The 12,270-nt window shown below is 65.4% G+C and carries 16 protein-coding genes; 8 read left to right on the forward strand and 8 right to left on the reverse strand.

The window, feature by feature from the left end:
* The first annotated feature begins 5 nt into the window (after positions 1 to 5).
* The 3 genes from atpD to ACSHZY_RS05700 all read left to right on the forward strand — a co-directional run bounded on the left by atpD (position 6) and on the right by ACSHZY_RS05700 (position 2,292).
* Positions 6 to 1,433 (forward strand): F0F1 ATP synthase subunit beta, encoded by a 1,428-nt coding sequence (gene atpD / locus ACSHZY_RS05690; RefSeq protein WP_435166619.1) that lies wholly within the window; start codon positions 6 to 8, stop codon positions 1,431 to 1,433.
* Positions 1,434 to 1,442: 9 nt separating this feature from the next.
* Positions 1,443 to 1,841, forward strand: coding sequence for a F0F1 ATP synthase subunit epsilon (locus ACSHZY_RS05695; protein ID WP_435166622.1), 399 nt, complete (start codon positions 1,443 to 1,445; stop codon positions 1,839 to 1,841).
* Between the two features lie 97 nt (positions 1,842 to 1,938).
* Positions 1,939 to 2,292 (forward strand): H-type lectin domain-containing protein, encoded by a 354-nt coding sequence (locus tag ACSHZY_RS05700; protein ID WP_435166625.1) that lies wholly within the window; start codon positions 1,939 to 1,941, stop codon positions 2,290 to 2,292.
* A 4-nt stretch (positions 2,293 to 2,296) separates the two neighbouring features.
* Here ACSHZY_RS05700 and ACSHZY_RS05705 read toward each other — a convergent pair whose 3' ends face one another.
* From ACSHZY_RS05705 to ACSHZY_RS05730, 6 genes are all read right to left on the reverse strand, one after another.
* A complete protein-coding gene (locus ACSHZY_RS05705; RefSeq protein ID WP_435166628.1) occupies positions 2,297 to 3,313 on the reverse strand; it encodes a ribose-phosphate pyrophosphokinase in 1,017 nt (338 codons plus the stop codon).
* Between the two features lie 66 nt (positions 3,314 to 3,379).
* The gene (locus ACSHZY_RS05710) at positions 3,380 to 4,417 is read right to left on the reverse strand and encodes a threonine aldolase family protein (protein WP_435166631.1); all 1,038 of its coding nucleotides are present in this window, start codon (positions 4,415 to 4,417) and stop codon (positions 3,380 to 3,382) included.
* Positions 4,417 to 4,860, reverse strand: coding sequence for a YcgN family cysteine cluster protein (locus ACSHZY_RS05715; RefSeq protein WP_435166634.1), 444 nt, complete (start codon positions 4,858 to 4,860; stop codon positions 4,417 to 4,419). Before ACSHZY_RS05715 ends, ACSHZY_RS05710 begins: the two co-directional genes overlap by 1 nt.
* 34 nt (positions 4,861 to 4,894) lie before the next feature.
* A complete protein-coding gene (locus tag ACSHZY_RS05720; protein ID WP_435166944.1) occupies positions 4,895 to 5,818 on the reverse strand; it encodes a bifunctional riboflavin kinase/FAD synthetase in 924 nt (307 codons plus the stop codon).
* 57 nt (positions 5,819 to 5,875) lie between these two features.
* Positions 5,876 to 6,763, reverse strand: coding sequence for a TIGR01459 family HAD-type hydrolase (locus ACSHZY_RS05725; protein WP_435166637.1), 888 nt, complete (start codon positions 6,761 to 6,763; stop codon positions 5,876 to 5,878).
* Complete coding sequence (locus ACSHZY_RS05730; RefSeq protein WP_435166640.1) at positions 6,763 to 7,677, reverse strand: manganese-dependent inorganic pyrophosphatase; 915 nt, start codon at positions 7,675 to 7,677, stop codon at positions 6,763 to 6,765. The genes ACSHZY_RS05725 and ACSHZY_RS05730 overlap by 1 nt, the downstream gene beginning before the upstream one ends.
* Before the next feature lie 203 nt (positions 7,678 to 7,880).
* On the opposite strand from ACSHZY_RS05730, the gene ACSHZY_RS05735 reads away from it, so the two are divergent.
* The 5 genes from ACSHZY_RS05735 (at position 7,881) to ACSHZY_RS05755 (ending at position 11,601) form a co-directional block, all read left to right on the forward strand.
* A complete protein-coding gene (locus ACSHZY_RS05735; protein ID WP_435166643.1) occupies positions 7,881 to 8,087 on the forward strand; it encodes a hypothetical protein in 207 nt (68 codons plus the stop codon).
* A 187-nt stretch (positions 8,088 to 8,274) separates the two neighbouring features.
* The gene (locus tag ACSHZY_RS05740) at positions 8,275 to 8,562 is read left to right on the forward strand and encodes a co-chaperone GroES (RefSeq protein WP_271974578.1); all 288 of its coding nucleotides are present in this window, start codon (positions 8,275 to 8,277) and stop codon (positions 8,560 to 8,562) included.
* A gap of 44 nt (positions 8,563 to 8,606) precedes the next feature.
* Positions 8,607 to 10,241 carry a chaperonin GroEL gene (gene groL / locus ACSHZY_RS05745; RefSeq protein ID WP_435166646.1) on the forward strand — a complete coding sequence of 545 codons (1,635 nt, stop codon included), beginning with the start codon at positions 8,607 to 8,609 and terminating at the stop codon, positions 10,239 to 10,241.
* Between the two features lie 161 nt (positions 10,242 to 10,402).
* On the forward strand, positions 10,403 to 10,864 hold the full coding sequence (locus ACSHZY_RS05750; protein WP_435166649.1) for a transglycosylase SLT domain-containing protein: 462 nt from the start codon (positions 10,403 to 10,405) through the stop codon (positions 10,862 to 10,864).
* A gap of 44 nt (positions 10,865 to 10,908) precedes the next feature.
* The gene (locus ACSHZY_RS05755; protein WP_435166652.1) at positions 10,909 to 11,601 is read left to right on the forward strand and encodes a hypothetical protein; all 693 of its coding nucleotides are present in this window, start codon (positions 10,909 to 10,911) and stop codon (positions 11,599 to 11,601) included.
* Here the strand turns inward: ACSHZY_RS05755 and ACSHZY_RS05760 are convergent.
* Positions 11,571 to 12,014, reverse strand: a complete 444-nt coding sequence (locus ACSHZY_RS05760; RefSeq protein WP_435166655.1) for an NUDIX domain-containing protein — start codon at positions 12,012 to 12,014, stop codon at positions 11,571 to 11,573. The two genes, ACSHZY_RS05755 and ACSHZY_RS05760, sit on opposite strands and share 31 nt — an antisense overlap.
* Positions 12,011 to 12,262 (reverse strand): accessory factor UbiK family protein, encoded by a 252-nt coding sequence (locus ACSHZY_RS05765; protein ID WP_435166658.1) that lies wholly within the window; start codon positions 12,260 to 12,262, stop codon positions 12,011 to 12,013. Before ACSHZY_RS05765 ends, ACSHZY_RS05760 begins: the two co-directional genes overlap by 4 nt.
* Positions 12,263 to 12,270 lie beyond the last annotated feature (8 nt).

A 12,270-nucleotide genomic window follows, 5' to 3' on the forward strand; every position in this document is an offset into this window, starting at 1 on the left:
ACGACATGGCACAAGCAGCACAGGGCAAGGTGACGCAAGTCATCGGCGCCGTCGTGGACGTGCAGTTCGAGGGGCCGCTGCCTGCGATCCTCAACGCGCTGACCACCGACAACAACGGCAAGAGGCTGGTTCTGGAAACGGCCCAGCATTTGGGCGAAAACACCGTCCGCGCCATTGCCATGGACGCGACCGAAGGTCTGGTGCGCGGCGCGGCCGTGACGGACATGGGCGCGCCGATCACCGTTCCGGTGGGCGACGCGACGCTGGGCCGCATCCTGAACGTCATCGGCGAGCCGATCGACGAGGCCGGCCCCGTGGCCGCGACCGAGATGCGCGCCATCCACCAGCCCGCCCCGGACTTCGACCAGCAGGCCACCACGTCCGAGATCCTGGTCACGGGCATCAAGGTCATCGACCTTCTGGCCCCCTATGCGAAGGGCGGCAAGATCGGCCTGTTCGGCGGCGCCGGCGTGGGCAAGACCGTTCTGATCATGGAACTGATCAACAACATCGCCAAGGTGCACTCGGGCTATTCCGTGTTCGCCGGCGTGGGTGAACGGACGCGCGAAGGCAACGACCTGTATCACGAGATGATCGAGTCGGGCGTCATCAAGCCGGACAACCTGGCCGAGTCGAAAGTGGCGCTGGTCTACGGCCAGATGAACGAGCCCCCGGGCGCACGCGCCCGCATCGCGCTGACCGGCCTGACCATCGCCGAGCAGTTCCGCGACACCTCGGGTTCGGACGTGCTGTTCTTCGTGGACAACATCTTCCGCTTCACGCAGGCCGGGTCCGAAGTGTCGGCCCTGCTGGGCCGCATCCCGTCCGCCGTGGGCTACCAGCCGACATTGGCGACCGACATGGGCGCGCTGCAGGAACGCATCACCTCGACGAAGAAGGGCTCCATCACCTCGGTGCAGGCCATCTACGTTCCGGCCGACGACCTGACCGACCCGGCGCCCGCCACGTCCTTCGCCCACCTCGACGCCACCACCACGCTGAGCCGCGCGATCTCGGAACTGGGCATCTACCCGGCCGTGGACCCGCTCGACTCCACCTCGCGCCTGATGGATCCGACCATCGTCGGCGAGGAGCACTACAAGGTCGCCCGCGACGTGCAGGGCATCCTTCAGCGCTACAAGTCGCTTCAGGACATCATCGCCATCCTCGGGATGGACGAGCTGTCGGAAGAGGACAAGCTGACCGTGGCCCGTGCCCGCAAGATCCAGCGCTTCCTGTCGCAACCCTTCGACGTGGCGAAGATCTTCACCGGCGCCGACGGCAAGCAGGTTCCGCTGGAAGACACGATCTCCTCGTTCAAGGCGGTTGTTGCGGGTGAATACGACCACCTGCCGGAAGCGGCCTTCTACATGGTCGGCGGGATCGAGGAAGTCAAAGCCAAGGCCGAACGTCTCGCCAAAGCTGCGGCGTAAGGGGGCAACATGGCCGAAACCCTGCAATTCGACCTCGTCACTCCGGAACGGAAGCTGTCTTCCGTTCCCGTGACCGAGGTGCAGATCCCGGGGGCCGAGGGCGACATGACGGTGATGGCGGGCCATGCGCCCACGATCACCACCCTGCGTCCCGGCATCCTGAAGGCCATCGGTCCGCAAGGTCATCTGACCTTTGCCGTCACGGGTGGTTTTGTTGAGGCCACGGGGCCGTCGCTGTCGGTTCTGGCCGAACAGGCGATCCCGGTGGAAGACACGAACGCGACCATCTTCGACGAACTGGTGGCCGAGGCCCGCAGCCTGGCCGATGCCGCGCTTCCCGAAGACCGGGCGGTGGCGGACAAGAAGGTCGCGGACCTGATCGCCCTTCGCGCCGCGGCGGGTTATTGAGAAAAATACCGACGAAAAAGGGCCCGTCGCCACGTGCGATGGGCCCTTTTCCTGTTCCCGGCCCGTGTTATCTTGGCCCGGACGCAGAGAAGACTTCATGAAACAGATCATTTCCACGGCAAGCTTGGGGATCCTGCGCGGGTCCCAGATGATGTTCACCGACTTCGCCGATGGAGGGGAGATGTGGACCAGCACCGGGCCCCGGGAACGGCGCCGTCCGGTCCTGTTCTCCGACACGTTCACGGGCATTCCCGTCGTGACGGTGACCGTGTCCATGTGGGACATGGCGCAGGAAACGGCGTTCCGGGCCGACCTGTCGGCCGAGAACGTGCGCGTCGACGGGTTCGATCTGGTGTTCCGCACATGGTCGGACACGCGCATCGCGCGCATCCGGGCCGACTGGGTGGCACTTGGCCCGATGCGCGACGACGATCAGTGGGACGTCGAATAGCGCCTCAGCGCGAATACAGGCCTTCATAGATGGGCACCAGCGTGTCCGTCTCGAACAGCGAGGAAACGGAGGTGCCGTTCCACGTGTTCAGGATGGCTTGGGCGAACATCGGCGCGGTCGGCACAATCCGGATGTTGGCGCAGTTGCGCACCGCGTCCGTCGGCTCGATCGAATCGGTGATGACCAGCGACTTCATGACCGATTTCGACACGCGCTCCACCGCCGGACCCGACAGGACGCCATGCGTGATGTAGGAATGGACTTCGGTCGCGCCGTTTTCCACCAGCACCTCGGCCGCCTTGCACAGGGTGCCGGCCGTGTCGCAGATGTCGTCCACGATGATGCAGGTCTTGCCCGCCACGTCGCCGATCACGGTCATTTCCGCGATCTCGCCAGCCTTTTCGCGACGTTTGTCCACGATGGCCAGCGGGGCGTTGATGCGTTTCGCGATCTCGCGCGCGCGGGCCACGCCGCCGACGTCCGGGGACACGATCATCACGTCCTGCATCTTGTCCTTGAAGTGGTGCTCGATATCCAAGGCGAAGACGGGGGCCGAATACAGATTGTCCACCGGAATGTCGAAGAAGCCCTGGATCTGGGCGGCGTGCAGGTCCAGCGTCAGGATGCGGTCCACGCCCGCCTCCACCAGCAGGTTCGCGACCAGTTTGGCGGAAATCGGTGTTCGGGCCTTGGCGCGGCGGTCCTGACGGGCATAGCCGAAATAGGGGATCACGGCCGTGATGCGGTCCGCGGACGACCGGCGCAGCGCGTCGGTGATGATCAGCAGTTCCATCAGGTTGTCATTGGCGGGGTTGGAGGTCGGCTGAATCACGAACATGTCCTCGCCGCGGACGTTCTCGTAGACCTCGACGAAGATCTCCTGGTCGTTGAAGCGTTCAACCCGCGCATCGACGAGGCTGACAGCCATGCCCCGATGCACGGCCATGCGGCGCGCGATGGCCTTGGCAAGGGTCTGGTTGGCGTTGCCGGCAATCAGCTTCGGCTCGGTCAGTGCGGGCATGGGGGCTATCCTTGGCAGCGGAATCGTCGCGCTCCGAATAGCACTCAATGCCCGTGGCGGGAACGCCTATCCCCGCAGATGTGATAGGAAAGTATCGACCTCATTCTCGGTCGTGGACCACGACGTGACAAGCCGCGCCCCAAGGTTCGATCCGCCGTTCAGGTCGCGCAGGTTGTAGAACACGGCGCCCGCCGCGGTGGCGCGGGTGTGGCCGGCAGCAGGGAATTCCGCGAACAGCATGTTGGCCTGCACCGGATGCATCAGGCGGCCGCCCGGCAGCGCCTCGATCCCCGCAGCCAGCCGCGCGGCAGAGGCGTTGGCGCGGCGCGCCAGATCCAGCCAAAGATCACCCTCAAGATACGCATCCATCTGCGCCGAAAGATACCGGTGCTTGGAGAAGAGGTGCGCCCCGCGCTTGCGGCGCAATTCGAATTCACGCGCGCGGGCAGGGTCGAACAGGATCACGGCTTCGACGCCCATCAGCCCGTTCTTGGTGCCGCCGAAGGACAGCACGTCGATGCCGGCCTTCCACGTCATCTCCGCCGGCGTCGCGCCGGTGGAGACGAGGGCGTTGGCAAAGCGCGCCCCGTCCATGTGGGTGGCAAGACCGGCGGCCTTGGCCAGACCTGTCAATTCCGCGATCTGGTCAGGGGTGTAGACGGTGCCGAGTTCAGTGGTGTTGGTCAGCGTCAGGGCCGAAGGCTGCGCGTTGTGGACCGATGCGGGAACCAGCCGGTCCAGCGTGGCCTTCAGCGCGGCCGGGTCGATGCGGCCATCGTCGCCCGGCACGGTGATCAGCTTGCCGCCATTCATGAACGCCTCGGGGGCGTTGCATTCGTCCACCTGCACATGAGCCAGCGTGTGGCACAGTGCGGCACCCCAAGGCGGCGTCAGCAGGGCCAGCGACAGCGAATTGGCCGCCGTTCCCGTGGCCACAAGATAAACCGCGGCCTCCGGCGCCTCGAACACCTCGCGCAGGCGGGCGCGGACGCGGTCCATCACCGTGTCATTGCCATAGGGCATCTCGTAGCCCTCATTGCAGCGGACAAGGGCGTCCAGAACCTGCGGCGGCACGGCCGAGGCGTTGTCGGAGGCGAAGAACATCAGGGGGTCTCCTCGATCAGGTAATCTTCCCAGTCGTCTTCGGATACCTGATATTCGGGCACTGTCCACCCCCGCACCGAGGCCTGCGCCTTGTGGATAGATTCGCGATCGCCGGTGACCAGATAATGCCAGTCGGGCAGGGGCTTGCCTTCGTGCAGCCGGCGATAGGCGCAGGTCTTGGGCAGCCAGTAGGCGATCTCGGGCAGCTTCTTCGGGGTCAGCTGCACGCAGTCGGGCACGTAATCGCGCCGCGTTTCATATTTCGAACAAAAGCAGCTGGTGCCGTCCAAAAGCTTGCAGGCCACCCGGGTGAAGGCGATCTCGTTCGTGTCCTCGAACTCGATCTTGTTCAGGCAGCATTTGCCGCAGCCGTCGCACAACGCTTCCCATTCCTGGGGCGTCATGTTCTTCAGCTTCACGGTTTCCCAGAATTTGTCGCGCATCATGGGGCCCAAGTGGGGGTTGCGGGGCGGGATGTCAAAGCCCCGACAAACATTCGCGGGCCCGAAGGCAATCGGCGTCCATCTGCGCGATCAGGGCGGGCAGCCCGTCGAAGCGCAGTTCCGGCCGAAGGTAGTCGACCAGCGCGACCGACAGGTGCTGGCCGTAGAGATCGCCCGTGAAGTCGAACAAGAAGGTTTCAAGGTTCGGCACCTCTCCGTCGAACATGGGGCGCACGCCAAGGCTGGCCGCGCCCTTGTAGCGGCCGGCCTGCGGGCCCGTCAGCACGTCCACCAGCACCGCATAAACACCAAAGCGCGGCAGGTGCAGGCCCTTTAGCGACATGTTCGCGGTCGGATAGCCCAGTTCACGCCCGCGCTTTTCGCCGTGCAGCACTTCGCCCTCGATCCGGTGCCAATGGCCCAACATGGCGGAGGCGAGACGGGGGTCCCCCTCGCTCAAAGCCTTGCGGATCGCGGTGGAGGAGATCTGGTTCCCTTCCAGCCCGACCAGTTCCGCGATCGTCACCTCGAACCCCAGATCGCGGCCCATGGCGGCCAGCGCCAGCGCGTTGCCCGACCGTCTGCGGCCAAAGCAGAAATCGCTGCCCACCACGATGCGGGACACGCCGAGGCCTTCCACCAGAACCTCCCGCACGAAATCCTCGGGCGGCAGGGCGGCAAGGTCCGTGTCGAAAGGCAGTTCGAACAGGTGTTGCACGCCCAGCTTTGCCAGCCGGTTGGCGCGGCTTTCGGCGTTCATCAGGCGGAAGGGGGGCAGGTGGGGGGCGAATACCTCGCGCGGGTGCGGCTCGAACGTGACGACGCCAAGGGGGGGCGAACCGCGCGCGAGGTCGATCACGGCCTGATGGCCCAGATGCAGCCCGTCGAAATTGCCCATCGCGGCCGAGGCGCGCCGCGCTTTGGTCGGAAGGTTTCGCCAATGCCTGTGGATGTTCATCGTCACGTGTCCGCTCATGCTTACCCCCCTATCGCGCAGGGGGGTGGCAGTTGCAAGTCAGCGCAGATGCCCGATGGCCCAGGTCGGCTCCAGCGTCTGTTCCAGAATCCAGCGGTCCAGCAGGGTCGCGTCGGGATTGGCGGTGTCATCGCCAAAGTGCCCGGCCGCGAGGCCCGAGGTGATGAAGAGCGAGTCGATCTTCTGGTTCAGCCCGCCTTGCACGTCCGTCAGGATGCCGTCGCCCACGCACAGCGTCTGCGCGTCCGTCACGTCGGCAAAGGCAGCCAGACGCCGGCGGGCCAGGTCGTAGATCGGAGCGTGCGGCTTGCCCAGATACAGGCTGTCGCCGCCCATCCGGTCATAGGCCAGCGCGATGGCGCCCGCGCAGAAGACGCGGCGCTCGCCCACGTCCACCTCGATGTCCGGGTTTGCGCACAAAAGGCGCAGGTTGCGCGCCTTGGCCTGTTCCAGCACGTCCATGTAATCGTCGGGCGTTTCGGTCATGTCGTCAAACAGGCCGGTGCAGACGATGCCCTCCGCCTCCTCCAGCGGGACGCGGGTGATGGCGGGCTGGCTTTCGGCCACGGCCTTCAGATCGTCCGACAGGTCCGAAAAGAACGTCTCGTCCTTGGGGGCGCCGATGTGGTGGATGCGGCGGCCCACCTCGCCCGTCAGCATCGCGAACTGCGCCGCATCGCCCGAGGTGGCGATGTCGTCCCAGCAGTCGCGCGGAACGCCCATGCCGTCCAGCTGCGCCGCCACCGACCGCCCGGGGCGGGGGGAGTTCGAGACGAGGATCACGATCCCGCCCTTGGCCCGGAACGCCCGGAGGGCGGCCACGGCGTCGGGGAAGGGCGCCACGCCGTTGTGCAGGCAGCCCCAGATGTCGCAGAACAGCGCGCGGTATTGGCCCAGTTCGGCCAGCGAGTTGACGATCCGGGCCATCAGACGGCCAGCATCGGGATGATCTGTTTCTTGCGGCTCATCACGCCCGGAAGCACGACAGTGTCGCCCGTGACGGTGACGCCGAAGCTTTTTTCCGCGATGGTCTTCACCAGGTCGTTCGGGACCAGAAGGGTGGCTTCCTCCTTCAGGATGTCGATCACGAACAGCAGGACCTGGTCGGCCTTGTCCTTGGCTGCGACGCCCGGCATGGCGGCGACCAGCGCCTCCTTGCGCGACAGGATCTGCCCGGGCGATGTGGTTTCCAGAACCGAGATCCGGAGTTCCTTTCCGCCGACGGTGTATTCCTTGCTGTCCATGCATAGCAGCTCCACCTCGGAGAAGGCGGACACGTCGGATTTCGCGGCGAACATGTCGGCCGCGTGTGCGGCGATGTTGATGCGCAGGGTACGGGCCAGTTCCTCGGCCACGGCGCGGTCATGCGGCGTGGTCGTGGGGCTGCGGAATTCCAGCGTGTCCGACAGGATGCAGGACAGCATCAGCCCCTGGATGTGGCGGGGGGCGCGTTCGACGGCGCTGCCCATCAGGTCGTACATGATGGTCGCCGTGCAGGCGAGGGGACGGATCGTGATGTCGATCGGCGTTTTCGTCTTCAGGCCGCCCACCAGCAGGTGGTGGTCGATGATCGCCGTGATGGAGGCGTCGCCGATGGTGTCGGGCAGTTCGGCCGGGTTGTTCGTGTCGACGATCACCACCTGGTCGCCAGCGGCGAGGTCCAGTTGCTCCGGCACGGGCGCGTCCCAGTGCTTCAGCACGAACAGTGCCTCGGTGTTGGGCGTGCCCTGTACGAAGGCCTTGGCCGGAGTGTTGCGCATTTCCGACTGGTACCAGGCCCAGATGATGGCCGAGGCGGTGGTGTCGGTGTCGGGGGATTTGTGGCCGAAGACCTTGAGCATGGGAAATCATCCTGCATTGACGCGTTGCAAAATCTATAGGACGCACCCGCCGCCTTGTCACCCGCCCGTTTTTGCGGCGCTTTCGGCACGGCCTATGCACCGGGCGCATGCCGGGTCTTCGCCTTTCCGCCGTTGTGGGCAAGGGGTGCAATGGGCATCTTGTGGGCAACGAAGGACATAGGGTCCAGATCGGAGAGACCGCCATGAACATGAACATCGCCGCCCCCCTGCACACCACCGCCCCCGCGTCGGGCCTGGTCGCCCGCATCGGTTCCTTCTTTGCCCTTCTGGGCGCCGTGCACCGCATCAAGGTGTCGCTGGAATCCCGCCGCGAGCCGGCCGCGTCTGACCTGCGCCTGCTGGGCATCAACCCCGCCCAGATGCCCAAGATGCACAACGCCCGCGCCTGAGCGTCATCCGTTCCCTCGAAGAACGCCGGAAGCCCTTGCTTCCGGCGTTTTTCTTTGTCCGCCGTCATCAAAATTTCGCAGGATTCCCGTTGACAGGTCCCGACGGGCTGCATAGCTTCCGGTTCGTTAGCACTCCCGATGGGTGAGTGCTAAAGGCATTCAACATGGATCCTGAGGGAGCTTCCAGATGGCATTCAAACCGCTGCATGATCGTGTTCTGGTCCGCCGCATCGAAGGCGACGAAAAGACCAAGGGCGGGCTGATCATCCCCGATTCCGCGAAAGAAAAGCCCTCCGAAGGCGAGATCGTCTCGGTCGGTGAAGGCGCGCGCAAGGACTCGGGCGAGCTGATCGCACCGTCGGTGAAAGCCGGCGACCGCATCCTGTTCGGCAAATGGTCCGGCACCGAAGTGACGATCGACGGCAAAGAGCTGCTGATCATGAAGGAAAGCGACATCCTCGGGATTCTTTCCTGAGCCTTCGCCCTTCCCAACGTAATTAGACTGACAGGAGCAATCCAATGGCCAAGGACGTCAAGTTCGATACCGATGCCCGCGACCGCATGCTGCGCGGCGTAAACATTCTTGCAGACGCCGTGAAGGTGACGCTGGGCCCGAAAGGCCGCAACGTCGTGATCGAGAAATCCTTCGGCGCCCCGCGCATCACGAAGGACGGTGTTTCGGTCGCCAAGGAAATCGAACTTTCCGACAAGTTCGAGAACATGGGCGCCCAGATGGTGAAGGAAGTCGCTTCCCGCACCAACGACGAAGCCGGCGACGGCACCACGACGGCAACGGTGCTGGCACAGGCCATCATCAAGGACGGCCTGAAGGCCGTGGCCGCCGGCATGAACCCGATGGACCTGAAGCGCGGCATCGACCTCGCGACGACCAAGGTCGTTGCGGCGATCAAGGCAGCGGCACGTCCGGTCACGGATTCGGCTGAAGTCGCACAGGTCGGCACCATCTCCGCCAACGGCGAAGCCGAAATCGGTCGTCAGATCGCCGACGCGATGCAGAAGGTCGGCAACGAGGGTGTCATCACCGTCGAAGAGAACAAGGGCCTCGAGACCGAAACCGAAGTCGTCGAAGGCATGCAGTTCGACCGCGGCTACCTGTCGCCCTACTTCGTCACGAACCCCGACAAGATGGTCGCGGAACTGGACGACGCGCTGATCCTGCTGCACGAGAAGAAACTCTCGTCGCTGCAGCCGATGGTCCCGCTGCTGGAAGCCGTGATCCAGTCGCAAAAGCCGCTGATCATCATCGCCGAGGACGTCGAAGGCGAGGCTTTGGCCACGCTGGTCGTCAACAAGCTGCGCGGCGGCCTGAAGATCTCCGCCGTCAAGGCTCCGGGCTTCGGCGACCGTCGTAAAGCCATGCTGCAGGACCTCGCGATCCTGACCGGTGGCCAGGTGATCTCCGAAGACCTTGGCATGAAGCTGGAAAATGTCACGATCGACATGCTCGGCTCGGCCAAGAAGGTCACGATCACCAAGGACAACACCACGATCGTCGACGGCGCTGGCGACAAGGCCGAGATTTCGGCTCGCGTGGCACAGATCCGCACGCAGATCGAGGAAACCACCTCGGACTACGACAAGGAAAAACTGCAAGAGCGCGTGGCCAAACTGGCTGGCGGCGTTGCCGTGATCCGCGTCGGCGGCATGACCGAAGTGGAAGTGAAAGAGCGCAAGGACCGCGTCGATGACGCTCTGAACGCAACCCGCGCGGCCGTCCAAGAGGGCGTTGTCGTGGGTGGTGGTGTCGCCCTGATCCAGGCCGGCAAGTCGCTTGAAGGCGTCGAGGGTGCGAACTCCGACCAGAACGCGGGTATCGCCATCGTGCGCCGCGCGCTGGAAGCCCCGCTGCGCCAGATCGCCCAGAACGCGGGCGTGGACGGTTCGGTGGTTGCCGGCAAGATCCGTGAATCGAACGACGTGAAGTTCGGCTTCAACGCCCAGACCGAAGAGTATGGCGACATGTTCGCCTTTGGCGTGATCGACCCCGCGAAGGTCGTCCGCACGGCGCTGGAAGATGCGGCATCGGTGGCTTCGCTGCTGATCACCACGGAAGCCATGATCGCCGACAAGCCGGAGCCGAAAGCGGCCGGCGGTGGCATGCCCGACATGGGCGGCATGGGCGGCATGATGTAAGCTGCGGTTTCCTTTCGGAAATCAGGGGGCGTCCTTCGGGGCGCCCCTTTTCGTTTGCGCGGGATTCCGCCCATGCGGGTTGACAGCGGGAACCTGCGCTTGCCCGAACGCATGTCGGCCCGCTAGCACTTCACCAACGATAACAACTTCGGGACGTGAAGATGCTGCGCACCACCCTTGCCCTGACGCTGATCCTTGGCCTTGCGGCCTGCGGAGGAGGGGGCGAGGTGTCCCGTGCGGCAGCACCCGATCTGGCGATGCCCGCCGGTCGCGCCGAAGTGTCGCGCATGGTCGACGATTACGCCGACCGCTACGGCGTTCCGCGCAGCCTGGCGCACCGCGTGGTGAAGCGCGAAAGCACCTACAACCCGGCCGCCCGCAACGGCACCTATTACGGCCTGATGCAGATCGCCCCGTCCACCGCCCGCATCATGGGCTTCCGCGGAGAGCCGACGGAACTGTTGGACGCTGAAACCAACCTGACCTACGCGATGAAGTATCTGCGCGGGGCCTGGATGGTGTCGAATGGCAGCCAGGACAAGGCGGTGGAGTGGTACTCCAAAGGCTACTACTACGAGGCCAAGCGCAAGGGTCTGCTGCAGCAGACGGGCCTGCGCTCCTGATCCTTTCGGTTTTTGCCATCGCGGCGCTGCCGGTCCTGTTCCGGATGGCGCTGAACAACGGGGCGGACCCGCGGGCGCTGGCTGGCACGGTTCTGGCCGTGGCGGCCGCGTCCATGTGGCTGGGGCTCTTGCTGCGCCGCAAGCGAACCGGCCTGCGCCCCAAGCTTTCCGTGGATGTCGCCTCCGTGACGGGGGCGGCGGCCTGCCTCCTTTGGGTGGGTGCACTGGCCTTTGCCAAGGCCCCGGCGGGATGGGCCGTTGTGGTCATTCCGGCGGCCGCCGCGCTGACGCTTCCGGCGGCACGGGTGGTGCTGCGGGAACCCGTCCCTGCGACCGTTTGGATCTTCGCGTTGATCACAGCCGTTCCGCTGGGCCTGCTCTGGTCGCCTGTCTTTGCGCTGGCCGGCATCGGGTTCGGGGCGCAGGCGGTTCTGATGCGGCGGGGCAGCGCGCTGGTGCGGCACGCCAGCCACCTGATCCTGAGCGTGCCAATCGCACTGGTCCTGATGTACGACCTGCCGCCCTTGCGGGCCGACGCGCTGGTCTGCGCCCTTGTCGCCGGGCTGATCGTGGGGGTCGCAGGCTGGGGCTGGGGCTGGCTGCGGCTCCCGGCCTTGGCGCCCTTGGCGCTGGTCGGGGCGGCGCTGGTTCTGGGGGCGGTTCCGCTCCTTCCCCTTGCGCTGGCAGTGATCGGCACGCTTGGGGTTCAGCGGATGATCGGCTCCAACGGATCATAGATCATCCGGTCGCCCCATGCGGCCTCGGCCAGACTGTCAGGCTTCACGCGCAGGGCCGCCAGTTCCTTCCTCGTGACCCAGCGGCGTTCGGTCACCACGCCTTCCGGATCGCGCCAGTCGTCTGACAGGGTGCCATCCACCAGCGTGCAGCGGAAATAGATGTCCACCTGGTGGAAGCTGCCCTGCGGGTCGTGGAATTCGTTCACCAGAACCGGTGCGCCGACGGACACGGTCAGGCCCGTCTCCTCATGCACCTCGCGGATCAGGTTGTCGGGCAGGGCGCTGTGACGTTCCACCCCGCCGCCCGGCGCGGTCCAGAGGTCGGACACGCCCCCGGGCCACGCGTTCACGATCAGCAGGCGGTCCTGTTCGTCCAGGATCAGGGCGCGGACCGCCAGCCGGGGGCCGGTCACTCGGCGACCGGCTTGGCCTCCAGCGCGGCGATGCGCGCGGACAGGGCCTCGTTCTCGGCGCGAGCCTTGGTGGCCATCAGGCGGACGGCCTCGAACTCTTCCCGCGTCACGAGGTCGCGGTCCGCGAGCCAGCGGTCGACCATGCCCTTGAAGGCGGTGTCGGCCTCGGACTTGGCGCCCTGGGCCACGCCCATCGCATTGGTCATCAACTGCGACATGTCGTCGAGGAATTTGGATCGCGCGGTCATGGCATCTC

This window comes from Falsirhodobacter sp. 1013, from assembly GCF_051195255.1.
Taxonomy (GTDB): Bacteria; Pseudomonadota; Alphaproteobacteria; order Rhodobacterales; family Rhodobacteraceae; genus Falsirhodobacter.

Coding starts and splice junctions, on each gene's coding strand:
- atpD (WP_435166619.1), top strand. CDS start 6: ATGGCACAAGCAGCACAGGGCAAGGTGACGCAAGTCATCGGCGCCGTC.
- ACSHZY_RS05695 (WP_435166622.1), top strand. CDS start 1,443: ATGGCCGAAACCCTGCAATTCGACCTCGTCACTCCGGAACGGAAGCTG.
- ACSHZY_RS05700 (WP_435166625.1), top strand. CDS start 1,939: ATGAAACAGATCATTTCCACGGCAAGCTTGGGGATCCTGCGCGGGTCC.
- ACSHZY_RS05705 (WP_435166628.1), bottom strand. CDS start 3,313: ATGCCCGCACTGACCGAGCCGAAGCTGATTGCCGGCAACGCCAACCAG.
- ACSHZY_RS05710 (WP_435166631.1), bottom strand. CDS start 4,417: ATGTTCTTCGCCTCCGACAACGCCTCGGCCGTGCCGCCGCAGGTTCTG.
- ACSHZY_RS05715 (WP_435166634.1), bottom strand. CDS start 4,860: ATGCGCGACAAATTCTGGGAAACCGTGAAGCTGAAGAACATGACGCCC.
- ACSHZY_RS05720 (WP_435166944.1), bottom strand. CDS start 5,818: ATGAACATCCACAGGCATTGGCGAAACCTTCCGACCAAAGCGCGGCGC.
- ACSHZY_RS05725 (WP_435166637.1), bottom strand. CDS start 6,763: ATGGCCCGGATCGTCAACTCGCTGGCCGAACTGGGCCAATACCGCGCG.
- ACSHZY_RS05730 (WP_435166640.1), bottom strand. CDS start 7,677: ATGCTCAAGGTCTTCGGCCACAAATCCCCCGACACCGACACCACCGCC.
- ACSHZY_RS05735 (WP_435166643.1), top strand. CDS start 7,881: ATGAACATGAACATCGCCGCCCCCCTGCACACCACCGCCCCCGCGTCG.
- ACSHZY_RS05740 (WP_271974578.1), top strand. CDS start 8,275: ATGGCATTCAAACCGCTGCATGATCGTGTTCTGGTCCGCCGCATCGAA.
- groL (WP_435166646.1), top strand. CDS start 8,607: ATGGCCAAGGACGTCAAGTTCGATACCGATGCCCGCGACCGCATGCTG.
- ACSHZY_RS05750 (WP_435166649.1), top strand. CDS start 10,403: ATGCTGCGCACCACCCTTGCCCTGACGCTGATCCTTGGCCTTGCGGCC.
- ACSHZY_RS05755 (WP_435166652.1), top strand. CDS start 10,909: ATGGCGCTGAACAACGGGGCGGACCCGCGGGCGCTGGCTGGCACGGTT.
- ACSHZY_RS05765 (WP_435166658.1), bottom strand. CDS start 12,262: ATGACCGCGCGATCCAAATTCCTCGACGACATGTCGCAGTTGATGACC.